This is a genomic window from Streptococcus sp. S784/96/1, assembly GCF_902729355.1.
GTDB classification, from domain to species: Bacteria; Bacillota; Bacilli; order Lactobacillales; family Streptococcaceae; genus Streptococcus; species Streptococcus caledonicus.
Map to the genome: position 1 here is coordinate 1 of NZ_CACVCC010000011.1, position 24,987 is coordinate 24,987.

The 24,987-nt window shown below is 39.2% G+C and carries 24 protein-coding genes, 4 pseudogenes and 1 CRISPR repeat array; of the genes and pseudogenes, 4 read left to right on the forward strand and 24 right to left on the reverse strand.

Going from position 1 to position 24,987, the window contains the following annotated elements; genetic code table 11:
- The 9 genes and pseudogenes from GZ996_RS05200 to GZ996_RS05240 all read right to left on the reverse strand — a co-directional run.
- Positions 1-709, reverse strand: a pseudogene (locus tag GZ996_RS05200) (IS30 family transposase); the annotation flags it as partial.
- 178 nt (positions 710-887) lie between these two features.
- Positions 888-1,438, reverse strand: a pseudogene (locus tag GZ996_RS05205) (LLM class flavin-dependent oxidoreductase); the annotation flags it as partial.
- Between the two features lie 232 nt (positions 1,439-1,670).
- Entirely contained in the window at positions 1,671-1,913 is a 243-nt protein-coding gene (locus GZ996_RS05210; protein WP_162011493.1) for a DUF3977 family protein, read from the reverse strand.
- A 9-nt stretch (positions 1,914-1,922) separates the two neighbouring features.
- The gene (locus GZ996_RS05215) at positions 1,923-2,363 is read right to left on the reverse strand and encodes an ASCH domain-containing protein (protein WP_162011494.1); all 441 of its coding nucleotides are present in this window, start codon (positions 2,361-2,363) and stop codon (positions 1,923-1,925) included.
- Positions 2,364-2,377: 14 nt separating this feature from the next.
- Positions 2,378-3,076, reverse strand: a complete 699-nt coding sequence (locus tag GZ996_RS05220; protein WP_156807162.1) for a 3-oxoacyl-ACP reductase — start codon at positions 3,074-3,076, stop codon at positions 2,378-2,380.
- A complete protein-coding gene (locus GZ996_RS05225) occupies positions 3,069-3,305 on the reverse strand; it encodes a DUF2829 domain-containing protein (RefSeq protein ID WP_156807163.1) in 237 nt (78 codons plus the stop codon). The genes GZ996_RS05220 and GZ996_RS05225 overlap by 8 nt, the downstream gene beginning before the upstream one ends.
- Before the next feature lie 12 nt (positions 3,306-3,317).
- Positions 3,318-3,668: an arsenate reductase family protein gene (locus tag GZ996_RS05230; protein WP_156807164.1), complete on the reverse strand. Its 351-nt coding sequence runs from the start codon at positions 3,666-3,668 to the stop codon at positions 3,318-3,320.
- Positions 3,652-4,143 (reverse strand): methylated-DNA--[protein]-cysteine S-methyltransferase, encoded by a 492-nt coding sequence (locus GZ996_RS05235; protein WP_156807165.1) that lies wholly within the window; start codon positions 4,141-4,143, stop codon positions 3,652-3,654. Before GZ996_RS05235 ends, GZ996_RS05230 begins: the two co-directional genes overlap by 17 nt.
- Positions 4,144-4,689 carry a GNAT family N-acetyltransferase gene (locus GZ996_RS05240; protein WP_161979213.1) on the reverse strand — a complete coding sequence of 182 codons (546 nt, stop codon included), beginning with the start codon at positions 4,687-4,689 and terminating at the stop codon, positions 4,144-4,146.
- A 116-nt stretch (positions 4,690-4,805) separates the two neighbouring features.
- Between GZ996_RS05240 and GZ996_RS05245 the strand changes: the two genes are divergently transcribed.
- On the forward strand, positions 4,806-5,444 hold the full coding sequence (locus GZ996_RS05245) for a copper homeostasis protein CutC (protein ID WP_162011495.1): 639 nt from the start codon (positions 4,806-4,808) through the stop codon (positions 5,442-5,444).
- A gap of 71 nt (positions 5,445-5,515) precedes the next feature.
- Here the strand turns inward: GZ996_RS05245 and GZ996_RS05250 are convergent, their stop codons facing one another.
- The 6 genes from GZ996_RS05250 to GZ996_RS05275 form a co-directional block, all read right to left on the reverse strand.
- Positions 5,516-6,784 (reverse strand): dihydroorotase, encoded by a 1,269-nt coding sequence (locus GZ996_RS05250; RefSeq protein WP_162011496.1) that lies wholly within the window; start codon positions 6,782-6,784, stop codon positions 5,516-5,518.
- Positions 6,785-6,793: 9 nt separating this feature from the next.
- Positions 6,794-7,426, reverse strand: coding sequence for a hypothetical protein (locus GZ996_RS05255; RefSeq protein ID WP_162011497.1), 633 nt, complete (start codon positions 7,424-7,426; stop codon positions 6,794-6,796).
- A 12-nt stretch (positions 7,427-7,438) separates the two neighbouring features.
- On the reverse strand, positions 7,439-8,092 hold the full coding sequence (locus tag GZ996_RS05260; RefSeq protein WP_156806354.1) for a uracil-DNA glycosylase: 654 nt from the start codon (positions 8,090-8,092) through the stop codon (positions 7,439-7,441).
- Between the two features lie 90 nt (positions 8,093-8,182).
- The gene (gene rarD / locus GZ996_RS05265; protein WP_162011529.1) at positions 8,183-9,061 is read right to left on the reverse strand and encodes an EamA family transporter RarD; all 879 of its coding nucleotides are present in this window, start codon (positions 9,059-9,061) and stop codon (positions 8,183-8,185) included.
- Positions 9,054-9,914 (reverse strand): homoserine kinase, encoded by an 861-nt coding sequence (gene thrB / locus GZ996_RS05270; protein WP_162011498.1) that lies wholly within the window; start codon positions 9,912-9,914, stop codon positions 9,054-9,056. Before thrB ends, rarD begins: the two co-directional genes overlap by 8 nt.
- Position 9,915: 1 nt before the next feature.
- Positions 9,916-11,202 (reverse strand): homoserine dehydrogenase, encoded by a 1,287-nt coding sequence (locus GZ996_RS05275; protein WP_162011499.1) that lies wholly within the window; start codon positions 11,200-11,202, stop codon positions 9,916-9,918.
- A 373-nt stretch (positions 11,203-11,575) separates the two neighbouring features.
- On the opposite strand from GZ996_RS05275, the gene GZ996_RS05280 reads away from it, so the two are divergent.
- Positions 11,576-12,493, forward strand: coding sequence for a polysaccharide deacetylase family protein (locus tag GZ996_RS05280; RefSeq protein ID WP_162011500.1), 918 nt, complete (start codon positions 11,576-11,578; stop codon positions 12,491-12,493).
- Positions 12,494-12,633: 140 nt separating this feature from the next.
- Here GZ996_RS05280 and gorA read toward each other — a convergent pair whose 3' ends face one another.
- From gorA to GZ996_RS05295, 3 genes are all read right to left on the reverse strand, one after another.
- Positions 12,634-13,992 (reverse strand): glutathione-disulfide reductase, encoded by a 1,359-nt coding sequence (gorA, locus tag GZ996_RS05285; protein WP_162011501.1) that lies wholly within the window; start codon positions 13,990-13,992, stop codon positions 12,634-12,636.
- A 96-nt stretch (positions 13,993-14,088) separates the two neighbouring features.
- Positions 14,089-14,622 (reverse strand): DUF2798 domain-containing protein, encoded by a 534-nt coding sequence (locus GZ996_RS05290; RefSeq protein ID WP_162011502.1) that lies wholly within the window; start codon positions 14,620-14,622, stop codon positions 14,089-14,091.
- Between the two features lie 77 nt (positions 14,623-14,699).
- Positions 14,700-15,161, reverse strand: coding sequence for a GNAT family N-acetyltransferase (locus tag GZ996_RS05295; protein ID WP_162011503.1), 462 nt, complete (start codon positions 15,159-15,161; stop codon positions 14,700-14,702).
- A gap of 115 nt (positions 15,162-15,276) precedes the next feature.
- On the opposite strand from GZ996_RS05295, the gene plsY reads away from it, so the two are divergent.
- Together plsY and GZ996_RS12205 are read left to right on the forward strand one after the other, a co-directional pair.
- On the forward strand, positions 15,277-15,912 hold the full coding sequence (gene plsY / locus GZ996_RS05300; RefSeq protein ID WP_162011504.1) for a glycerol-3-phosphate 1-O-acyltransferase PlsY: 636 nt from the start codon (positions 15,277-15,279) through the stop codon (positions 15,910-15,912).
- A gap of 212 nt (positions 15,913-16,124) precedes the next feature.
- Positions 16,125-16,633: pseudogene (locus tag GZ996_RS12205) on the forward strand (transposase); the annotation flags it as partial.
- Positions 16,634-16,775: 142 nt separating this feature from the next.
- Positions 16,776-17,933: a CRISPR direct-repeat array (repeat unit 36 nt; unit sequence GTTTCGGAACCATTCGAAACAGCACAGCTCTAAAAC).
- A gap of 139 nt (positions 17,934-18,072) precedes the next feature.
- On the opposite strand, the gene GZ996_RS05315 reads toward GZ996_RS12205, so the two are convergent.
- The 6 genes and pseudogenes from GZ996_RS05315 to cas9 all read right to left on the reverse strand — a co-directional run bounded on the left by GZ996_RS05315 (position 18,073) and on the right by cas9 (position 24,691).
- The gene (locus GZ996_RS05315; protein ID WP_162011505.1) at positions 18,073-18,453 is read right to left on the reverse strand and encodes a type II toxin-antitoxin system HicB family antitoxin; all 381 of its coding nucleotides are present in this window, start codon (positions 18,451-18,453) and stop codon (positions 18,073-18,075) included.
- A 2-nt stretch (positions 18,454-18,455) separates the two neighbouring features.
- A pseudogene (locus GZ996_RS05320) lies at positions 18,456-18,652 on the reverse strand (type II toxin-antitoxin system HicA family toxin).
- 85 nt (positions 18,653-18,737) lie between these two features.
- Positions 18,738-19,403, reverse strand: a complete 666-nt coding sequence (gene csn2, locus GZ996_RS05325) for a type II-A CRISPR-associated protein Csn2 (protein ID WP_162011530.1) — start codon at positions 19,401-19,403, stop codon at positions 18,738-18,740.
- On the reverse strand, positions 19,390-19,734 hold the full coding sequence (gene cas2 / locus GZ996_RS05330) for a CRISPR-associated endonuclease Cas2 (protein WP_162011506.1): 345 nt from the start codon (positions 19,732-19,734) through the stop codon (positions 19,390-19,392). Before cas2 ends, csn2 begins: the two co-directional genes overlap by 14 nt.
- Positions 19,731-20,597, reverse strand: a complete 867-nt coding sequence (gene cas1 / locus GZ996_RS05335; protein WP_162011507.1) for a type II CRISPR-associated endonuclease Cas1 — start codon at positions 20,595-20,597, stop codon at positions 19,731-19,733. Before cas1 ends, cas2 begins: the two co-directional genes overlap by 4 nt.
- Entirely contained in the window at positions 20,579-24,691 is a 4,113-nt protein-coding gene (cas9, locus tag GZ996_RS05340) for a type II CRISPR RNA-guided endonuclease Cas9 (protein ID WP_162011508.1), read from the reverse strand. Before cas9 ends, cas1 begins: the two co-directional genes overlap by 19 nt.
- Between the last annotated feature and the right edge of the window lie 296 nt (positions 24,692-24,987).

Here is a 24,987-nt window from a genome sequence, read left to right on the forward strand (position 1 = left end):
GTTAGAAATCGTCTTCCAATTACAGAACTCTTTCCCACAATCAAAGGCCATTGATTTAAAGAGATGTTTTGGAAATCTTGAGAGCCATCTAGTTAGTGCTTGTTCAATATCACTAGCTTTTCGCCCCCTTTGTTCGAAGCGTGATAATAGCTTTAGACTGCTTCTCTACCAAGGTGACAACAGCATTTTTGTGATGTTTACCAACGATCGTATCTCCTTCAAGATGCCCAAATTCTCTTTCCAATTTCGGATAGATTTTCGAACGCTCACGAATATCCCGACGAAAAGCTAGCTTGCCACGTTTTTCTGTCTTACCATTTGGCTTGCGCTTTCCCTTCCAGGGTAGATCCTCTTTCTTGAAGATGCCACGGTCAGCTAGGCGATAAAGAGTTCTCATAGAACAAGAGATTTTATCAGGATAAGTTCCTTTAACAACATCCAGACTCCAGTCGCGATCTAAATGCATTGGGATAAATGTTTGTTCATTTTGAGTGAGTTGGGTTTTACGACAACCACAACGCTGCTTATTAGCTTTGTAGTGTTCATAGTAATCATAGGCAGTGTGTCCAGCCTTAAAATAAGCAATAATCTTATAAATAGTTTGTTTTGATCTTTTGAGAGAGTGACAAATAGCGCTAACTGCCATTCCTTCTTGGTAGTAAGCCTCTATCATTACAAGCTCGTTTGTGGTAAGATGAGTGTAGGTCATTTATGTTAGTTCCTCTCAGAAAAATGTGGTGTTTATCTGAGACTAACATAAATGGCTTTTTTCTGTCTAGCTTAATTTGACAAATTGGGAATCTACAAAATTCCTCCTTAATGACAGATTGTAGAACGCTCAACTCCTTGATTTGTCAGCGTTTTAAGCACCTGTCATTATTATGACACAATCCCCCTCCAGTCGCAATCCAGATTGGGAAATCCTCTTGAATTGCACGAGGATAAACGGGACGATTATCAACTGATTGGGTGAATTTTCCATTCCACTTCAAGTTAGTCTTTTCTTTTATCGCAAGGAGCATGTCTAGATTCTCATTGAAGAGTTCATCATAATCTGCCAAATCATAACCAAACAATGGAAAACTTTCAATAAATGATCCACGACCAGCCATGATTTCTGCTCTACCATTTGACAAAGCATCAATGGTCGCATACTACTGATAGACACGAACCGGGTCGATAGAAGACAAAATTGTCACAGCGCTCGAAAGACGAATATGCTTGGTATTGACTGCTCCTGCTGCTAAGACAATTTCTGGTGCTGACACCGCAAAATCTTCACGGTGGTGCTCGCCGATAGCATAGATATCAAGGCCTACTTGATCAGCAAGCTCAATCTCCGCCACCAATTCACGAATACGTTGATCGTGCGGAATCACCTCCCAGTCTTTTCTAAAACCGTTGTTTCTCCAAAAGTAGAAATTCCTAATTCAATCATGTTTGTATCTCTTTTAGGATGATAGGATTATTTTATCACTATGTAGTAATATAAATAACGATTTTGCTCAGCCTAAGAATAATCGCCTCATAATAGGTCAAAAGGCCTTAAAAATAGTAACTGGCTTAGAGTAACGTCGTCAAAAAACGTTGATTCTAAGCCAGTTTATTTTTTTTTATTTTCAACAGTAAGATTCAAATCTGGGTTTTCCCGATTTTTCTCACGGATATGATTAAACTGCAGATTTAATTCCTAGAATAACTTTCAAAGTCGTACACGATTTCGTTTGTTTCTTGAAACCTTCTTTGCTATCTAAGATGAACACCATCTTGCCAAACCAAAGTCTGAGGTAATAAGACTTTGGGATGATTTTCCCCGATATTCCTTTGACTTCCCACTCGCTTCCGTCATCTTTTTCAAACTCTGTCCGAATAAACCAACGATTGTCAAAACCTATTTCGATAAACTTTTCCATTGATTTTCCTTAAAGTGGATAAACGACTCTGAATTCTTCTAATACAATCTTGGAATTTTCCGTAAAGGTCAAATCACATTCCCCAAGCCACTGAGTAAACAAGTCTTGGTGAACCTGACTCCAATATGCCAGAGATTTATCGCCTTCACCTTCTTTGAAAGCATGGTCTGATGACACTTCATTAAAGGGAACAACTGACACCTTAGTAATCTCAATAATACAAACAGCCTCATCTTGACTGTCAAGAACAACATCATAAGTTCCGACTTTCGGAAGTGGTTCATTTTCTAATTGATATAAATCATAAGCTGATGCTGTGGCGGTCTTTGTACCTGCTAACACCAACTGAGCAAGTTCATCTGGCTCAGCACCAAATGCCCATGCATCAATTTCATCACCAATTTCTGGACGAATTTTCTTATAGGCTTTCCACATTTCGGTTGCTTTCATGGTAATTCTCCTTTTTATTTCAAACTCCAGCCACCATCAACTTTGATGATTTCTCCTTGCATGGCTTGTGCCTTTCCTGATGCTAAAAAGAAGGTCAAATCAGCGACTTCTTCTGGCTCTAACCAACGTTTGATTGGGGTTTCAGAGGCTACCCAATCCGCTAGTCCTCCCGGTTCAAAATCGGCTGCTGTCATTGCTGTCTTAACAGCACCAGGAGCAATGCCAAATACTTGAACACCTTGGTCCGCATAATCTAGTGCCAACTGTTTGGTAAAACCTGCTATAGCATGTTTGGAAGCTGTGTAGGCCGCACCGCCACCGCCAGCCAAAAAACTGGCAATAGAGCACATATTGATAATGATACCAGACTGCTGGGCTACCATTTTTGCCAAGTAATGGCGTGTAATGACCATAGCAGAAAAAACGTTGATGGCAAAAATAGTCTCAATGGTTTCTTGGTTCTGCTCTAATAAGGGTTGATAAGCGTCCAGTATTCCTGCGGTATTGCACAGGACATCTACCGCTGGTGCAAAATCGTAAAGCGCCGCTAGGTCCCCTGTGAGGTCTAATTGAAGAAAATGAAAATCTCCGGATAAGTCAGGTTTAGCTGACTTATCGATCCCATAAACTGCGCAGCCATTTTCCAAAAACACACGCGCCTGAGCCAGTCCGATACCTGAGGAAACGCCTGTAATAAGGACAGTTTTAGTCATGCACTTCTACCCAGTCAGTCGCCAACACATCGCAAGGTGTCGGGCTCCACATGCTAAAGCCTTCACCGTCACCTGTCACGTTAATCAAAAAATAAGGGGTTGCTTCTAACTTTTCGCCGTTGACTTCAATGGTATCAAAGAGCTGTACATAGTTTTCAGCGCCCCCCCATCCGGTACGCACATATTTTTGCTTAGCTTTAAGACCTGGTAAAATCTCCTCAAATGTCATGTTTTTCTCCTTCTATAATCCTAATTCACTGTAATTTGTGCGGTAGCCAATTTGTAGAACTTTGTCACCGTCCACAAGGATTGGCCGCTTAATCAGCATACCATCAGCCACCAACAACGCTAGAGCCTCATCAACTGATAAGGTTGGCAATTTGTCCTTCAGCCCTAACTCACGGTAGCTATTGCCAGAGGTATTAAACAATTTTTTCAGCTCAACACCACTATCGAGCCAGCTTTTCAAAATAGCCAGCTGAGGAGGATTGGTTTTGATGTCAATCGCCTCCACTTCAACACCTAAGTTTTTCAACTCTGACTTCGCTTTACGACAAGTCGAACATTTTGGGTATTCATAAAAAATCATGATTTTTCTCCAATTCTAGTAAATATCTCTTTCGCTCTAAGCCACCAGCATATCCCGTTAGTTGCCCTTTTGACCCTAAGACACGGTGGCAGGGTACAAGGATGCTTAATGGATTTTTTCCTACGGCAGAGCCAATAGCTTGCGCAGACTTACAAGAGAGTTGTTCAGCTAATTGTCCATAAGTTATCGTCTCACGGTAAGGAATATCTGCTAGCGCTGCCCAAACCTTTTTTTGAAAAGCAGTCCCTTGTGGTCGTAAGGACAAATGAACGGTGTCTGGCTTGTCTCCTGCAAAATAGCTATCCAACCACTGCTTAGTGACTTTCAAAATCTCACTATCCTGCTCTGCTATTTCCATCCCCTCAAAACCAGCCATAAAATACTTCTGGTCATCAAAGTAAACGCCACATAACTGATCATCAAAGGCAACTAAGGTCATCTCACCGAGTGGGGATTTGTAACGGCATTTTGACAACATCTAATCTACCATAGCAAATTCAGCAATTTCTTGATACTGTGCCTTTTCTGAACGCATCTTAATCTTCTGGTAAGCAAGTCGCACACCATCTAGAGGGACCTTGCCGCAGTACACATAACCAAGTTTTTCTAAAATGTGTTGCATAATGGTATTTTTTTCGTGAGTATCACAGCGAAAATCTGGACCATCATGCCCTTCAATCAGACCTTGCATGAAGGTTTGTGCCACTTTTTGACCACTATATTGACTAGCAACTGCGACACGGTGGAAAACCGTATAACGTGGGTGATTGTGGCGCCATTTCCCATCGTAAATCTTCTCATAAGCCTCTTCTTTACCAACAATTACCGCAGCATATGAAACAATCTCTCCATCAATGAGACCAACCCATCCACGCGCCTGCAAAATATCATCAAAGATGTCCTCTTCTGCTGGATAAGCACTTTGCCACTGATCACTACCTGAGGCTTTCAAAAAGGCACGTGCTTCTTCAATAATTTCCAAAATACGACCAAATTCATTTGGGTGAGCTAACCGTATTTCCATAGTATTCTCCTTATACACAATCTATTTTTCTATTATACTATTTTTCATCTTTGAATGCTTGCTTTTGTATCACTTATTTTGCTATACTTATCTCATAAAATCTCAAAGGAGTTCCCATGATTACCAAAGAATTTTGTGCTGAAAATTTAACAGATTTGCACCGCTTAGTTGGTACTGATATCACACGTGTCGAGCTTTGTGATAATTTAGCTGTTGGTGGCACAACACCGAGTTATGGTGTCATAAAAGAAGCTAACCGCTACCTACATGAGAATCACATTACCTCTGCTGTGATGATTCGTCCTCGTGGTGGCAATTTTGTCTACAACGACCTTGAACTTCGTATTATGGAGGAAGATATCTTGCGTGCGGTTGAGCTAGAAAGCGATGCTATTGTTCTCGGTCTACTTACTGAGGATAACCAACTGGATCTTGAAGGTATTGAGTACCTTTTACCTGCTACTCAAGGACTGCCCCTCGTCTTTCACATGGCCTTTGATTTGATTCCAAAAGCTGAGCAAAAAGCTGCACTGGATAGCTTGATGGAGTTAGGATTTACCCGAGTTCTTCTTCACGGCTCTGCCATTCGCCGAGATATTTTTAAAAATGTAGACCACATCAAAGAACTCATTACCCACGCCAATGGTCGCATTGACATTCTCCTCGGTGGTGGGGTCAATGCTGATAACTATCAAGAACTCATTGAAAAAACGGGAGCTAGCCAAGTTCACGGAACAGGACTTGTCGCTGACTAAATCATCTTAAAAAGTACTGGAAAACCCAGCGCTTTTATTGTGCCCAAAGATGGCATTTCTATCAGTCCATTTTATGCCTGATAGACAAGATTCCCATTACAAATCGTGTATTTGACAACGCCTTTGAGTTTGTCTCCGATAAATGGCGAATTGGCTGCTTTTGAATGGAAATGCTCCGAGATGATGCGATCTTCGTTATCAGCGAAAATCACAATATCTGCTGGGCCATTTTCCGCCAAATAACCGGCGTCAAATCCGTAAAGTTCTGCTGGGTTGACGGTCATTTTTGCCAGTAATTCCGACAAACTAAGGTGCCCTGCTTCAACCAAATGAGTCAGTCCCAAAGAAAGGGAGGTTTCTAAACCAGTCATACCTGACGGTGCTTGGGTCACATCAGAGACCGCTTTTTCATCGGTATGATGAGGAGCATGGTCGGTTGCAATCACAGAAATCACGCCTGATTTCAACCCTTCAATGACTGCCAAGCGATCACTCTCCAAGCGTAACGGGGGATTCATTTTTGCATTGGACCCTTTTTCAAGGAGCAGGTCTTCGGTTTTTGAAAAATGTTGCGGTGCAACTTCTGCGGTTACCTTGGCACCTAATCCTTGCACAAATTCAATAACTTTCACTGACTCCGCTTTAGACAAATGCTGCACGTGGAATTTATTTTGCACCTCATAGGCAATCATGACATCACGCGCCACCATGCTATATTCAGCCACGCCACGAGCACCACCACAGCCAAAATGATGTTTGGCGATGTGTTCATTTAACCCTAGAATGCCATTCAACTGAGGGTCTTCCTCGTGAAGCGCCACAACCACATCCAATTCCTTGGCTTTTTTGAAGGCCTTGCGAACCACACCGGTATTTTCAAGAGGAATCCCATCATCTGAAAAGCCGACTGCACCAGCTGCTAACAAGGCATCAAAATCCGTCAAATTTTCACCGTCAAAGTTTTTGGTTATAGTAGCATTAGTTTTTATATGGATAGCTTCTTTTGCTGCTGACTCCAAAACCTCGGTCAAGGTCTCCACGTCCGAAATGGTTGGATTGGTATTGGCCATCATGACCACAGTGGTAAAGCCACCTGCTGCCGCCGTCAAAGCACCTGTGTGAATGTCTTCCTTATGCGTCTGCCCCGGCTCACGGAAGTGCACATGGATGTCAATGAGACCAGGTGCCACCACAAGGCCCGTGGCATCAATCACCTCGGCACCTGCCGCTTCAATACCATCTGCAATGCTTAGGATTTTTTTCCCTTCAACAAGCACATCCGTCACCCTATCCAAACCAGTTTTTGGGTCAATCACTCGACCATTTTTAATTAAAAGCATGTGTTCTCCCTATTTTAGTTGCGTGATTAGCTCTTCCACTTCAGCTGCACCTATGGTATCTCCGATGGTTAAAAAGAGGTCTTTGGCCTTTTGGAAATAGCTGAGCTCCTTGGTGATTTCACCGAGACCACGATAAGCGCAGGCTTTAGCCACCTCATCATCGGTCTGTAATGCCAAATCTAGTGCCGTTCTCATCTTAGCTTCCGCAGTAGTTTTGTCACCCATTAAAAAATGTAGGTAAGCATCTTCATAGTCAGCTACTGAATCCGCCTGTTTCCGATCACTGTCATCTAAGTCTAATTGTGCTATTAAGGCTTGTTCTTGAACAATATAGTCGAGAGCTTTAGGGTAGTCTTTGGCCTCTCGTTCGACATAAGCCAGCTGGTGAAGAGCTATGTGCTTCATTTCCAAGTCACCAAGCTTTTCTGCTAGCCTTACATTACGTCGGCCTGACTGCCTTGCTTCCTGTAATTGCGCTTTCTTCACGGACAAATAAATCCTATTGTTATTAGCCCAAAATTGTCCGATGACATCTTCCTTGTCTAGGGAGTCATACAGCTGTGTCAGTAACTGTTCTGCTTCTGTTAGTTGATTGCTCTCTAGCGCCTCAAAAAAGAGTGCGGTTCTATCCAACTCTGTCACTACTCTCACTCCTTACTGCAACCAATCAATTTTATCCAGCCCAGCCTCTTCTAAGTAGGCATTAGCTCTTGAAAAAGGCTTACTACCAAAGAAACCACGATGGGCTGAAAGAGGACTTGGGTGAGCCGATTCAATCACTTGATGATGGGAATTGGTAATCAAGTTTTTTTTCTTTCTCGCATAGCCACCCCAAAGAATAAAGACTACAGGCGCTTCTTTTTGATTAAGGACCTTAATCACGGCATCTGTGAACGGTTCCCAGATAAGATTCGCATGACCATTGGCATTACCAGCTGGAACCGTCAGACAAGCATTTAGCAATAATACACCCTGATCAGCCCAAGGGGTTAAATCATGGTTTTCTTTCAGACCAATATCTTCTTGTAATTCTTTCAAAATATTTTGCAAAGATGGCGGAGCAAGCAAGTCATTTGGCACTGAAAACGATAGCCCTTGCGCTTGATTGGGACCATGATATGGATCCTGTCCTAAAATAACGACTTTGGTCTGCTCAAAAGTCGTGTGTGTCAAGGCCGCAAAAACCTTCTCTCTCGGTGGATAGACCACTCCCTCACCATAAACCTTGTCCATAAAAGCGTTGATCTGACCAAAATAATGCTCTGGTAGTTCTGCTTTGATTTTTTCATGCCAGGTTGAATGTTTCATTTTGACCTCCTACCGTATTGCTTTGCTATTTATTGTACCATAAGATACCTAAAAAATCCCTTTTGTTCAATAATCAAAAAGGATTGTTCATTATTTTTTTTTATGAAAAAGCTGCGCAAAAACAAAGACTCCTACTGCAAGCCAAATTATCGCGAAGCCTACCATTTCTCCACCATTGATCCCCTCACCAAAGATAAAAACTGCAATAACCAGTTGCAAAGTAGGATTAAAATATTGAATGAATCCGACTTGATTAAGCGGAGCGCGTTTAACAGCTTCCGCAAATAATAAGAGAGGAATTGCAGTGATTATTCCCGACAGAGCTAGTAACCCTTGCTCAATCAAGCTAACATCACACCAGCCAACTGGACTTAAAAAGATAAGATAACCTACCGCAAAAGGCAAAATAATTCCCGCTTCTACTAGCATCGCAACATCACTTGAAAGTTTAACCTGTTTTTTTAATAAGCCATAAATGCCAAAAGACAAGGCTAAAATAAAGGTTACAAGCGGCAGCCGTCCTGTTAGCACTATCAAGACAAGAGCTCCTAAAGCCGCCAAAGCCACTGCAATCCACTCAAGACGCACCAGCTTTTCCCCTAAAAAAAGAATGGACAAAAGAACTGATACCAACGGCATTAAGTAGTAACCTAGACTAGCCTCGGTGGCTTGACCGCTACTCACCGCATAGATATAGACTAGCCAATTGACGGCGATAAATAGGCTCGCAAAAATCATTGTCCATAAAGGCTTTGAAGAGCTTTTCAGATAAGTGAGCTCCTTCGTTAACTTATCAGTCTGCCTAGCCAAAACAAAATAAGCTAACATCGTTACAAAAGTCCAGACAATCCGATAGGAAAAAGTCGTATAGGCAGGTACTCCACCCAATGCTTTCCAATAAAGGGATAAAAGTGCCCAAGCCAGATAGGCACAGAAGGCGTAAATCAATCCTTTTCTACTTTCATTCAACACGCACACCCTCACGGTCAATTTCTAAGATAAAGCATTCACCATCAAATTGGAGTGCTTCAATAGCTAACTTGATTTCATCGGATTTATCGTGTGCTGTTAAGACCATAATTGTAGGCCCTGCACCTGATAAATAGGTCGCATAGGCTCCCATTTCTTTAGCTAAAGTCTTAATCGGAAGAAATTCCTTGACCAAAGATTGGCGATAGACTTCATGGAAACGATCGCCCTCAATAGCCTCTCCTGCCACTTCTAGATTTCCTGATAAAAGCCCTGCAACAGCCACATTTGCAATGGAGGAGGCTGCGACAGCTTCTTTATAAGAAAGCTCTTGTGGTAATACCCCACGAGAATCAGAAGTTTTCAACTCATAACTAGGAATAAAAGCAATAAAACTACAAGCTGGGAACTCAGCAACAATCTGATTAACGTTTTGATTCACATAAGAAGCAATGACCAAATTTCCAAAAATAGCTGGTGCAACATTATCAGGATGCCCCTCGGTCTCAGTCGCTATAGCCAATTTTTCATCAGCAGTCATCTCAAGATGACCAAGCTGATTGGCTAACTCAATACCTGCTACAATAACTGATGATGATGACCCCAAACCACGCGCCAGTGGGATATCTGATGTCATCTCAATCATGTGCGGCTGCAAATTAGGATTAATTTGAAGTGCCGTAGCAATTAATAAGTTACTCTCATCACTAGGAATATCTCCCAAATCATGCTTGATGAACCACTTATCAGCTGGCTCCTTAATCTCAATCGTTAAATATTTTGAAAGTGCGACCCCAACCGAATCAAAACCAGGTCCGATATTGGCTGAAGTTGCAGGTACTGTAATTCTCATCTTACTCACCCAACACCTTGAAAGTATTCAAGACCTTGAACTCTGCTACTTCTGATAATTTAGCGGTCACATTTGCCAAGGCAGTTTTGCTCATTTCGTGTGTAATGATAACAACACTAGCTCGCTCTCCTTGAGCCTTTTGTTGTAGCACTTGCTCAAATGAAATATCTTCTGAGCTGAAAATTTCAGCTAGTTGCAAAAGTTGTCCTTTCTTATCTGGTGTCTCAATTGAAAAGTAATAACGACTCTTCACATCTGATAAATCAGATAATTTTATTTCACGACTAAATTCATTAAAAGGTTTGCCAATGGTTTTATCATTTAAATGACGAGCAATACGAACAATATCTGCCACAACACTTGTTGCTGTTGGTTTTTGTCCAGCACCAGGTCCGTAATACATGGATTGACCGATACCTATTGACTCAACAAAAACAGCATTCATCACACCATTAACACTTGCCAATGGGTGTGTCTTGGGCACAAAGCTTGGTGACACCTCTGCAAAGAGCCCTGATGGGGTTTCCTCGATTGCTCCCACTAGCTTAATCACATAACCGAGCTGTTGCGCCACTGCAACATCAGCTGTGCTAATGGTTGAAATGCCTTTGTGGGTAACATCTTCCAATCCAATCGTCATGCCAAAACCAAACTGACTCAGAATAACAGCTTTATAAGCAGCGTCAATACCTTCAACATCATTTGTCGGATCACTTTCAGCGTAACCTAATTTCTGAGCAGTCACCAAAGCATCCTCATAAGACCAACCTTCATCAACCATTTTGGTCAACATGAAGTTAGATGTCCCATTTAAAACCCCTAAGATACGAGTGACCCTATCAGAAGTCAAGGAATTAGCCATAGTGCGCAAAATTGGAATACCACCCGCAACAGCTGCTTCGTAGTAAAAAGCTACACCCTTATCCTGTGCCAAAGAAATCAATTCCTTACCGTGACTAGCAATCAAGTCTTTATTGGCAGACACCACATGTTTACCAGCCTTCAAAGCCTTAGTGATAAAGGTTTTAGCTGGTTCAATACGCCCCATCAGTTCAATCACAATATCAATCTCACTATCAGAGATAATATCGTCAATGTCCGTCACAAAATGATAATCATTTCCTGCTGCCAAAAGACGCGTTTTCTCTTCTTCATCCTTCACCAATACCTTAGAAATTTCAATCTGATCTTTCGCTGCTGCTGTGATTTTATCACCATTTTCTTCTAATAAAAACGGAATACCGCTTGCTACAGTACCAAATCCAAGCAAACCTAGTTTAATTGTCATATCATTCTCCTTACTTTCTAAAACATAACATGCCAAATGTTAATTCATTATACCAAAAAATGGGAGATTAACGCAAAAACAAATATTTTCAAACTAAAATATAAAAGTCCTACAGGTATGCTGAAGTTTGTAATCGGTACACTAAACTTAATCTCTACAAACGTAAACGTTTCCAATAACTAAAATAGTATGTTATTATCGATAAAGTCTAGTTCTTATTTTATATCGTTTTTGCATATTAAGAAGAAGTTCCAAAATATTCCAGCTATTTTAACACTAGTCAGTTAGGAGAGTCTCAAATAGCTTTTCAATTCCATTTGCATCCTATTCACTTTTTCGTTATAATGAAGAAAAATTAACAAAGGAGCCCAACATGTCAAGACCTTCTCGCCATTCTAGACGCCGTCGTTCACCATTCCTAGGCGTATTACTTTCTCTCATAATCCTGCTTAGCTGCTTTGCTCTTTTCTTCTTTTGGAAAATGGCTGACGCTAAAAATAGTAATCAGAAAACAACTCAAGCCAGCTCTGTTATTTCCAAAGTCCAAGAAACAACCGATCAAGCCCAACAAACCGAAAGCACCTCTGAAACGGAAACCGTCACTTGGACGACACAAGAGCAACCCGTTACTATCCCAATCCTCATGTATCACGCTATCCACGTCATGGCTCCTGAGGAAGCTGCTAATGCTAACCTTATCGTGGCACCAGATGTTTTTGAGAGCCATATCAAGCGCCTAAAAGATGAAGGGTATTATTTTTTAAGCCCTGAAGAAGCCTACCGGGCCCTTACTGAAAATAGTCTCCCTGCTGAAAAAGTTGTCTGGCTTACCTTTGATGATAGCCTCTGGGACTTTTACGACCATGCTTATCCGATTCTTGCTAAGTACAGTGCCAAGGCAACTAATAATGTCATCACAGGTTCTGTTGACCATGAAGGTAATTTAACGGTTGATGAAATGCAAGAAATGAAGGCAAATGGTATTTCCTTGCAAGGACACACTGTCAATCATCCAGATTTAGAATATTCAACACCTGAAAATCAAACAGCTGAACTCAGCGATTCAAAAAACTATCTTGATCAAACCTTTTCACAAGATACTATCGCTGTTGCCTATCCAGCAGGTCGCTACTCTCAAACAACTTTGGATATCGCCAAATCACTCAACTATAAACTTGGTATGACGACAAATGAAGGTGTAGCTAGCGCAGCAAACGGATTACTCACCCTTAACCGTATCCGTATGTTCCCAACAACAACTGCTGATGAATTGATGACTCGAATCCAATAACAAGAAAACACTCCATTCAACATTGAATGGAGTGTTTTTATCATAACAGTTAAAATCAGGAGACTAACTCATTTGAGTAATATGGAATAATTTGATTCGCATTTTTATCATCCTATTCTTGATTCAAATTACAGTACCAATTATCTCATCGTCACAAATTCTTCTGCACCTGTTGGGTGAATGGCTACAGTATTATCAAAATCTTCTTTTGTTGCGCCCATCTTGATAGCAACTGAGAAGCCTTGAACCATTTCATCAACACCGTATCCGATACCATGAAGCCCAATAATTTTTTCATCTTCCCCAAGGCAAACAAGCTTCATCTTGCTTGGTTGACGGTGTGTTCCAAGAGCTGTGTACATTGGTGTGAATGTTGAGCGATAAACTTTAATATTTTCAGCACCAAATTCAGCGACGGCTGCTTCTTCTGATAAACCGATTGAACCGATGGCAGGGTGACTAAAAATAACGGTTGCCACATCCTTGTAATCCATCTTGGCATTCGTTTTAGCATTGAAAAGACGTTCTGACAATTGACGACCTGCTTTAACAGCTACAGGCGTTAATTCTAATTTACCAGTCACATCACCAAGCGCATAGATTCCTGATACATTTGTATTTTCAAATTCATCAGCAGCGATAAATCCCTTATCATTAAGTGCAACTCCAGTTTTTTCTAGCCCAAAACCAGTCACATTTGGACGACGACCAATGGCCCAGATAAGCGTATCAACTGTGTACCTCTGCCCATTTTCCAAAACCAAAGTCAGCGACTCATCAGCGTTCTTAATCACTTCCTTAGGAATCGAATGCGTATGCAAAGTAGGACCATTCTCTGTCATATAATCAGTCAGTGTTCCAATGATTTCTTGGTCAAAATTGCGGAGCGGACGGTCCTGACGGACAAAAAGATGCGTCTCCGAACCCAGAGCATGGAGAACACCCGCTACTTCTACCGCAATATAGCCTGCGCCTACAACAGCTGTACGATTAGGAACAGCATCTAGCTCAAAGAATCCATCAGAGGTGATACCATACTCAGCACCTGGAATTTCTGGATAGAGGGCATGACCACCTGTCGCAATCAAAATATGAGGAGCTGTATAACGTTGCCCAGCCACTTCTACGGTATGAGCATCTACAAAAGTTGCGTATTCATAAACACGCTCCACACCATTTTTGTCAAATCCACGCTCGTAAGACCCGTGAATACGGTCAATATAAGCCTGACGATTAGCCTTCAAAGTTGCAAAATTAAAGTTTTTCGTTTCAACTTCAAAACCATACTCTGCCGCATAATGATTGAGGGTTTCAGCAACCTGAGCACCGTACCACATCACTTTTTTAGGAACACAACCCACATTGACACAGGTTCCACCAACTTCTTTTCCTTCAAACAGGATGACCTTAGCACCATACATAGCTGCACGGTTAGCACTAGCAATTCCGCCTGAACCACCACCGATAACGATATAATCATATTGTTTTACTTCTGACATCATTTCTCCTTTTCCAAACTAGACCGATTGGTACAATTTTCTTTATTTTAACATAAAAAAGGGTAGCAGACAAAAAACTGCTACGACATTTTTGAGTTAGATAATTTCAGGTAATTCTTCATCATCATCAAAATCTTCAACCTTATCTTCACCTGGAAATGGTTTTTGAAGATGACCCAAAATAAAACGAGAAATTGGCCCTGCAATGAGGAAATTGAGTGGGATAGCAGCCACAAAGTTTGTTAGCCATGCTTTTCCATAAGCACCCAAAGTAATCACAGACCAAGGTAATCCTTGACCGATAATAAGATTAAAAATCAAACCATAGAGCGACATAAAGGTCACCATAAACAGTGCCATTGTCCCTGAAATCGCAATAATTTTCACCCAACGTTTCTCGTGATGACCGATGTGGTGTAGAATCGCAAAAGCAATTTTCTTAGCAATCGGCCCTACCAAAATCACATCAAGCAGAAAAGCGACAGCAAATCCTGGCAAGTAGCCAGCAAAAACATGCCCCCAATGTACTGCTCCTGTATTTATGTAAAGGTTCCAAATTGACATTCCAAACACCATGATGCCACACATCATCACTGTAAACAACATCGCTTCTTTAACATTTCTAGGCATTATAAACTCCATTTCTAAAACATTAGATTTTACTATACCATAAAAATTTTTTCTTCGTAAGCAATTTTTTCAAAAAATTACAAGATAATTTCCATTTCTGTATGTAAGGGTTTCATGCCTTGCTTTTGGTAAAAGCGGAACGCCGAATCATTGCCATTCCAAACATTCAAAGTCAAATGGTAACACCCAATTTCTTTAGCATAGGCCAAGGCAAACGCATAAAACTCCTGACCAATACCACTACCACGTACCTCTTGATCCACACATAAATCATCTATGAAGAGAGATTTTACCGGCTCAAGAACTGCTCCTTTCGCCTCTCTTATCTCTAAAAAGAGATGTCCGATAACAGCTTTGCCATTATCATAAACATAAACAGGCTTGGTATCATCTGTTAAGTGTAACTCTAGTTCTGCATCGGTAAATTTACTACCCTCACCTTTAAAAATATCCGGTCTAGCTTCATGATGGACTCCTAAAATTTGTACCAATAATCTCTGAATGGCTGGAATATCTTCTAAAGTCGCGCGTCTAATCATTTGATAGTTCCTAAAGCACTAAAAAAGAGAAGTCTTCCTCTTCGTTTAGCTGAGCTCCCTTTCTAATTTTTGTCCATTATATCATAAATCTTCTCCTTTATGCTATAATGTAACTATGAAAACATTACTTTTTATTCTAATCGCCTATCTGCTTGGTTCAATCCCGACTGGTCTTTGGATTGGGAAGCAATTTTTTAAGATTAATCTCCGCGAACATGGTTCAGGAAATATGGGAACAACCAATACCTTCCGTGTACTTGGAGTTAAAGCTGGGTTAGTCGTTCTTGCTGTTGACGTCCTCAAAGGGACGCTAGCGACCTTACTACCTATCTGGCTTGGCATCACACTATCACCTCTTATGATTGGATTTTTTGCCATTCTAGGACATACCTTTCCCATTTTTGCTCAATTTCGTGGTGGAAAAGCTGTCGCTACCAGCGCAGGCGTTCTCTTAGGCTTTGCACCGAGTTTTCTTCTCTATCTAGCCATTATTTTTGTAGCCAGCCTATACCTCTTTAGCATGATTTCTCTTTCGAGTGTCATTGCAGCAACTGCTGCTATTCTAGGAATCGTTATCTTCCCTGCCATTGATTTCATCCTAACAACCTACGACCCACTTTTTAGCCTTTTCATTCTTCTAATCGCAGCCGTCATCATGGTTCGACATAAAGAAAATATCTCTCGAATAAAAGCGAAAAACGAAAACCTCGTCCCATGGGGACTAAACCTTACCAAGCAACAAAAAAAATGAGAATGGGACAAAAATCATTAAATCGTCAAAAAAGACGATTTCGATTTTATCGTCCCACCTCCGCATAGTTGATTAGGATGGCCGCTAACGATTGCGTGGTACTCAAATAGTCCGGTTGACTATTTGAGGTGGACACTTGAAAATAAAGAAGTGTCCAGTTGCAGACCTCCAATCAACCACTGCGTCAATCTGTTATTACTATCAAAAAGAGAAAGAACCTCCTTCGTTTGGATGAAAGCAATGTGAACCATTTGATTAAGTATGCCATGTTTGATAAAGAGCAGAAGAAAGGGTATAAACCGTCAGCTAGGAACTTAACGAATTGGCACTATGATGACAAAGAGGATAGCTATACTCATCCTGACGGGTGGTGCTATCGTTTTCACCATGTCAAACATCAGAAAACACAGACGGACTTTCAACAGGAAATCAAGGTTTACTACGCCGATGAACCTGAACTAGCCCTCAAAAGGGACTGTATATCAACGAACATTATCAACACTTAAAGGCTAAAGAATGCCAAGCACTTTTATCTCCCGAAGGTAGACAGATTTTCGCTCAATGCAAGATTGATGTGGAACCTGTCTTTGGGCAGATAAAGGCTTGTTTGGGTTACAAAAGATGTAACTTAAGAGGCAAATGTCAGGTGACAATTGACATGGGATTGGTACTTATGGCCAATAATCTCCTAAAATACAGTAAAAGAACAACTCAAAACTAAAAAGCTAGAGTTCCGCTATTAGGAAGCTCTAGCTTTTTTTGTCGCTGAGAACTATTTTTGTCTCAGACTTTTTTTATTTCTGTAATAATAACTTTGTAAGAAAGAAGGGACTATTTATGGAAAGGATTTTTCCAATGTTTACGTTTCGGAACCATTCGAAACAACACAGCTCTAAAACTTTACAATCCGAGCATAAGCTCGAAATTTCGTTTCGGAACCATTCGAAACAGCACAGCTCTAAAACAGCTAAGTGTTTACTGCTGGTTTGTCTTAGGTTTCGGAACCATTCGAAACAGCACAGCTCTAAAACGAACCGTCATCAATTGTGCATCGTTAGGATGTTTCGGAACCATTCGAAACAGCACAGCTCTAAAACATTGCCTTTTTATATACTGTAAATTCAAAGGTTTCGGAACCATTCGAAACAGCACAGCTCTAAAACGTTGTTGTGTTAGGATTGTAAAAATGACAAGTTTCGGAACCATTCGAAACAGCACAGCTCTAAAACGGCAAGGAGCGCCTGTAAAATATCAATAATGTTTCGGAACCATTCGAAACAGCACAGCTCTAAAACGGTCAAGTTATTGTTCAAGGAATTCTTCAAGTTTCGGAACCATTCGAAACAGCACAGCTCTAAAACATTATTTACCTTTTTAGCCAAAATGATTTTGGTTTCGGAACCATTCGAAACAGCACAGCTCTAAAACGGGTCAATCATTTTTACGGCGATTTCTTTTGTTTCGGAACCATTCGAAACAGCACAGCTCTAAAACCGACGATTAGTAAGCTAGGAGGTCAAACTTGTTTCGGAACCATTCGAAACAGCACAGCTCTAAAACCTGCATACCGGTGTTAATTTCAGTGGTTGGTTTCGGAACCATTCGAAACAGCACAGCTCTAAAACTTTCCGTGTTACCTAATAGAGTAACTCCCTGTTTCGGAACCATTCGAAACAGCACAGCTCTAAAACCTAAGATGAGTCAATTAAACAACTATTCCAGTTTCGGAACCATTCGAAACAGCACAGCTCTAAAACCGAATTGAAAATTTTTCCTTTTGATTTGAGGTTTCGGAACCATTCGAAACAGCACAGCTCTAAAACAATTCGTTGATTCACGGCTTGAAATTACTTGTTTCGGAACCATTCGAAACAGCACAGCTCTAAAACACCAGCGAACCCTCCAATAGTTGAAACAATGTTTCGGAACCATTCGAAACAGCACAGCTCTAAAACACGGACTTGGAGCGACGGTTGAACTATTTGGTTTCGGAACCATTCGAAACAGCACAGCTCTAAAACCTCGTAGACCATTTTTGTCTAGAAAATTTCGTAATCGCACCATTCGTCTCAGCTAGACTTCAGCTTCAAATAATTCCATTTTGTTACTTTTATTATACCTCAAAAAGCCTTTAAAATCAACGTTTTAAGCGGATATTAATTATAATTGCAACTGCTTTTCTAAAGCTTTAGTCAGTACTTCGGAATAATTGATTGACTCCCTATCGGCAAATCGAACCAGCCACTCTGGAACTGTCACATTTTTTCGAATTGCCTTATTATTTTTCAAAAATGGAGTTGGATTAGCTTGAATAAGGGTTGTAAAGCCACCTTCAACATTAAGATTCTCAATAGCTGTTGCCTCAGGAAGAGGTATTCCCTCATCCAAATAAGTCGCTAAAACACTCTCTAGCATCTCACGTGTATTTTTCATCGCTTCTTCAATATCAGCCCCTTCTGTACCACCGCCGAAATCAGGAAACTCACCCCAATAGCTCCCATCTTCTTCCTTGTGAAATATTGCTGGATATGTCCTTAACATGCTTATCTCCTTGTTATCCCTAAATCTTTTAATATTTTCTGTTCCAAACTAACCCTTAATGATTGATTCCCATGAACTGGAATAGTTACTAAGTACGGCACACCTGCTTTCTTAAAATGATGATGCCCTCCTTAACACGAACTTCTATCCAGTCATTTTCAATAGCCAGTTTTGTAAGCTCTTTACCTGATAATGGCATATTTCTCCTTTTTATACTCATTATGCGTATTTGTCAATTGATAACAAAAGATGCCGAAAAACTTCTCGACATCTTGTTATTCGTATTAAAACATATTTTCGGCTGTTAAAAAGTAATCACTATCTAAGACATACTGCGGCAAGTCGTAAAGCTTCCTTGGCTCTAAAAATAATACTGTTTGATGAGAAAGTTTGATATACTCCAATAACTTTTCCACTTCAGTTTTGGTTAAATAAGCTCCGCTATTGACAAAGACCAACAGACGTTTCTTACTTAAATAGTTATAAACTTGTAGTATTTCAAAACATTTTTCAAAAATGGTATCGCTTTGTGTTTCAATTTTGACACCTAGAGCCTTAATCAACTCTAAAATCGTAATCTCGTCAAACTCCAAATCCAGTTCATTTTCCAAACACTCAAAAGCTATCAACTCTGTAATGGTCGCAGCTAATTTTTCAACCATTGATTTTACTTCGGGTTTGTCATTGAGCTGCGCCTCTAAATCCAAATGGATTAATTTTAGCATAACAGGGGCGTTGATATCATATCCCAAAACATCTGTCACTAACATGATTTCAGATTCTTTGAGAGACTTTAATTTACCATCAAATACTTTCAGTTCACCATCTTCGTTATAGTTGTAAAATTGTTTAATCAACAAGGAAAAGACCATAACATCTTCGATAACGAGGATTGTCCCATTTTCTAACATCAAAGGCTCATCTAAAATTGGAAAATTAATCTTCAACATCATAGGTCTCCCCTAAAAATACAACCCTACTATCGGAATTGGCAACACTCTGGTTAGGCTCACCATGCAAATAAATCATTCTAGCAAACTGCTTTTCAGTTACTGTTAATAAGGTAACACTTCCTTTCTTGGGATTATTCTCTTGAAGACGATCTATCATGGCCTTATTAGCTGAATTATTAAGTAACAACTTACTATAGACCGAAAATTGATGCATGATAAAGCCTTCTCCAAGTAAAAATTTCCGAAATTTACGATATGCCTTCCGTTCCTCCGCGGTATCTGTTGGCATATCAAACATTAAAATCATTCGCATATACCGATAACTCATATCCTAAACTCAGGAACTCCTTTTCCTTGATTATTCAACGCCTTCACGACCTTTTTCGTATAATCACTGACAATATTTGAGAGGTACATTTCTTTGTTATTATAAAGATAGGTTTCAGAAAACATCGTAAATAGCTCACGTTTCATTTTGACAAAAGAATTATTGCGATTTTCATAGATAATTCTGTCAACAATCGGACGAAAAGGTTCCATGATATCACTCGCAAAATTAAACTGGTTGAACTGATTTGCGTGTTTTAGACCGAATTGCGTCATACACCCACAAACAACCACCTCACGCGCAAACATGCTTAAGAGTAAGGTATAACCATAATCAAGTCCTGCATTGATGTCACTATCCTGTTCCCGTGAAAAATCATTGCCAAATAAGGTATTGAAATAGATGCGTGCAGAATGCCCCTCACGATTACTTGGATCAAACGGCTCCAAATCATGATACAAATCCATAATAGATTGTGATTTTTCAAAAAAAGAACACTCTCCCAAATACATACTCTGATTCAAAATTTTCTGAGCAATAATGGCTGTCCAAACGTCACATTTAACCTCATCATCCCATGAGATCTGATTACTCAACTGTAAACTAGAGTCATGCCTTGCATAATAAGGCATGACCATAGCTGTTGGTAATCGCTTATCGTCACAGAATATCACCAAAATATTCTCATCAACTAAACGCTTTATCAACATTGTAGACAATACGATATCCGTCGTTTCTAAGAGTAAAATATCAATTTCAGATAGATGAATCATCTCTGTTTTATAAGCATCTTTAAAAATCAAATGGTTATTTTTGTAGGATAATTTTGAATGTGTATTAACAACTACTGTTCGCCATCCCATGATTCTTCTCCAAGTTTACTTAAATCGATACGCGTTTCATAAAGGCCTGTGATGGATTGATGGATGAGGATTCCATTCATACACGGCTCAAGATAATCTGATTTTCCCGTATATTGTTTTTGATTTAATTTAGTTCCCAAAAAGATAAATGGGGATGTAGCTCCTAATTTGGTAAAGTTAAAAATATTGGTAAAACTACTAGCTAATTCTTTAACATCTGCCTTCTCATACTGATTAGCAAACGCTTTTTCAAGTTTTTCAATATGTTCTTTTCCTAATTTTGTTCGTTTAGAGAAAGCAATTATTTCTTCAAATAAAACATTAAATTGTTGACGATTATTTTGAAGATAGTTTAAACTCTCTGACCTATCTATACGATTGGCATGATATACCAATCTCTCAGATAAATTAGATACAATCAATTCATTACCTTTATGAACTTCTTTACCACTTGCCCAAAGCCTCTTAATACCATCTCCTACATCTACTAATGTATATTTAGGGAGTGTTACAATATTTTTCAACCTCACATTGCAATAGCCTTTTTCTTCTAAAAATAGAATCGGATCCTTTTCATAGATTTTTTGATCCATTACTGAAATCGGAAAAAGCTCTTTGATTTTCTTATTTTTAAAATCGGCAGATATCAGTACTGGATAAGCTGTCGTAGGTTTTGCGTATCCCCCATATCTTGTAGACAAATGTCTTTTTAGCGGCACTAATTTTCTTGAATCTACTTTTTTTGGGGAAACAAGATTATTATCAAATAAGCCACCATTTTGACCGACAGTCTGTACTTCCGTTTTCTTGACAACATTAACCTGTGGATAAGAAAGAACTTTCTTGACAGTGGCAATATGTTTCACCTTATCCCAAGCTATCTCACCAGTCTCTTTATTAAATTCAATCTGTTCCTTTTCAATGACACTGCCATCCGCCAACTTAATCTTTGTTTTAAACATATTCATGATGTTTGAATAGAAAAACATCTTTTGCGTTGCTGACTTACGTTCACGGTAGCTATTATATTTTGGATATTCTCCATAGACAAATTCTAGTTCCAATTTTGGATACTTAATCAATAACGCCTTAGCAACAACAGCATTTAAATAAGCATCGTGTGCATGATGATAATCATTAATTTCACGAACTTTATATAATTCAAACTCTTTACGGAAAGTAGATACCAAGTTAGATTTTAGCGTAACAACTTTTACCTTACGAAGACGATTGTTGTCATCATCAAATTCTTTATTAAAGCGTTCGTCTAAGATACGAGCAACGTGTTTTGTAATCTGTCTCGTTTCAACCAATTGGCGCTTGATAAACCCAGCTTTATCATCTTGGTTAAGCTCTTTCTTTGTCAAATTCTGGTATTTTCTCTGAGAAATCAAACCACTATTTAGGAGTTTAGTCCAAAATGCTCTCATCTTATTGACAACTGCCTCACTAGGCACATCATCTGATTTACCGCGATTCATTTTAGAACTTGTTAGAACACGATTATCAATCGAGTTATCCTTAATAAACGCTTGTGGAATAATATGGTCAATATCATAATCACTTAAATGGTCAATGTCCAATGCCTCATCCGTATACATATCACGTCCATTCTGAAGGTAGTAAAGATAGAGCCTATCATTTTGTAATTGGGCGTTTTCAACAGGGTGCTGTTTCAGTAAATCACTACCAAAGTCCCTCATAGCATCAGTCAGCCCTTTCAGACGCTGTTGTGAATTACGACGTCCCCTAGCTGTTGTCTGATTTTCACGCGCCATCTCAACAACAATATGTTCAGGGGCATATCCCATGATTTTGACTAACTCATCGACAATTTTAATACTTTGCAAGATACCTTTTTTAATAGCGGGACTACCAGCTAAATCTTGAACAATCTGATGAACATCATCACTATCATTAGTCGTTTGTGCTTTGGTAATCTCATCTTTAAAACTCAAATTATCGTCTGTGATTAATTGCATCAAATTACGGTTAGCATTTCCGTCATCAATTAAATAATCTAAAATACTCTTGCGTGATTGTTTATCTCGAATACCATTAAGTAACTTCTCAGACAGACGCCCCCATCCAGTATAATGACGACGAACAAGTTGGCCAAAAACTTTCTTATCAAATAGTTCTTCATATTTTGAAAGGCGCTCTCTGATCATATCTCTGTCTTCGAAAAGAGTTAGGGTCAATATAATCTCTTCAAAAATCTCCGCATTTTCAGGATTATTCATAAACGCTTCATCTTTTATAATCTTCAACAAATCTTGATAAGTACTATAAGAAGAATTAAACGTCTCGGTTTCCTCGTCCAAACCTTGGATGTCAACAATTCGAAATTCGTCGAAATTCTTTTCTAAGAAATTCAACAGTTTTTTCTTCGTCACTTTTCGTTCTTTTTTGAAAAGACCATCAAATATTTCCTGTTTCAAATTCGCGTCAAAGAATTTGGAATCACCCGTTTCGGTCACATATTTAATTTTCGTTAGTTCATTATAAACAGTAAATTTTTCATAAAGAGGACTGTGTTTTGGTAATACTTTCTCGCTCGGCAAATACAAATCATTATTTGTCATCCGTTTAATAAATTTTTCAGCTGAGCTATTCTTATCAATAACCTCTTCAAAATTCCAAGGTGTTATTTTCTCTTCTGACTGGAATTCTGCCCAAGCAAATCGGCTATTCCCATTGCGAGCTAAAGGTCCCACATAATAAGGAATTCTGAAAGTCAAAATTTGCTGAATTTTCTCGGCATTTTCTTTCAAGAATGGGTAGTATTCTCCTTGACGTTTCAAAATAGCTTTCATTTCAGCAAGGTGTACTTGATGAGGTACTGAACCGTTATCAAAGGTGCGTTGCTTTCTCAGAAAATCTTCACGATCAATTTTCTCAATAAATTCAACGCTACCATCTACTTGAGCTATTAGATTTTTGATATATTTATAAAACTCTTCTTGACTCGTCTTCCCATCAATATAACCTGCATAACCGTTCTTACTTTCATCAGAAAAGACTTCTCTAAACACTTTATAGTCAAAATTTTTCTTAATAAAGTCTTTTAATTTTGCTAAATCTGTCTCATGCTCTTCGTACCGTTTCACCATAGAAGCAGATAACGGAGCTTTCGTACTCACATCATTAACCGTCAGTATTCCTGACAAGAGAATACTATCATACAATTTTCGAGCAGCGACAAAAACATCGGCATAATCATCGCCAATTTGCCCAAGTAAGTTTTCTAAATCCTCATCATAAGAGTCTTTCGCGAACTGCAATTTAGCGTCTTCTGATAAATTGAAGTTCGTTTTAAAATTAGGTTGTAATCCAAAGACAAGGGAAACAAGATTTCCAAAAAACGAATTTTTCTTTTGAAATGGAAACTGAGATAATAACGTTTCTACTTTACGAGATTTACTTATTTTTGCACCAATAATCTCTGAAATATCAGCTACTTGATCAACTAAATGACTATCTTCTTGTGTTGCATCGTAAGTTGTTAAAAACTGTTTAAATAATTCCTGACTATCAATATTTTTGACATCAAACTTAGGATTGTCAATTAAAAAATGACCACGGTATTTTATCGTATGAGCCAATGCCAAGTAAACGAAACGTAAATCTGCTTTTTCTTTAGAATCAGCTAGATGTTTTCTCAAATGATAAATAGTAGGAAAATCTTTATGATATTGAACTTCCTCAACCAAACTTCCAAAAATAGGGTGGCGCTCACCTTTTTTATCCTCTGGAACCAGAAATGAATCTTCTAAACGATGAAAGAAATTCTCATCCACCTTTGTCATTTCATCTGCAAAAATCTCTTGTAAATACAGCAGGCGATTTCTTCTACGTGTATAACGGCGACGTGCTGTCCGTTTCAGACGAGTAGCTTCTGCAGTCTCCCCACTGTCAAATAACAAAACACCAAGTAAATTTTTCTTAATAACTTTTTTATCGGTGTTCCCTAACACCTTCATTTTCTTAGCAGGTACTTTATAATCATCTGTCACGACAGACCATCCGACAGAATCTGTTCCAATGTCTAGTCCGATCGAATAAGGCTTTTGTACTTTTAAACTCGACTTCATCTTTTACCTCCATAAAATGTTGTCTTGTTTTTAATGCTTTTATTTTAACATATTTAAATTTTTCCGTAAAAATTTATTATAATTTTTATACCCCCTTGACTATTTGTCATTTAAGAGATACAATTAATATGTTGGAACCATTCGAAACAACACAGCGAGTTAAAATAAGGCAGTGATTTTTAATCCCGTCCGTATCCAACTTGAAAAAGTGAGCGCCGATTCGGTGCTTTTTTATTTTATCAGGAATCATCAACTGTAAAAGGCTTAGAAAAAACTACTAAAAATAACTAGTTCGT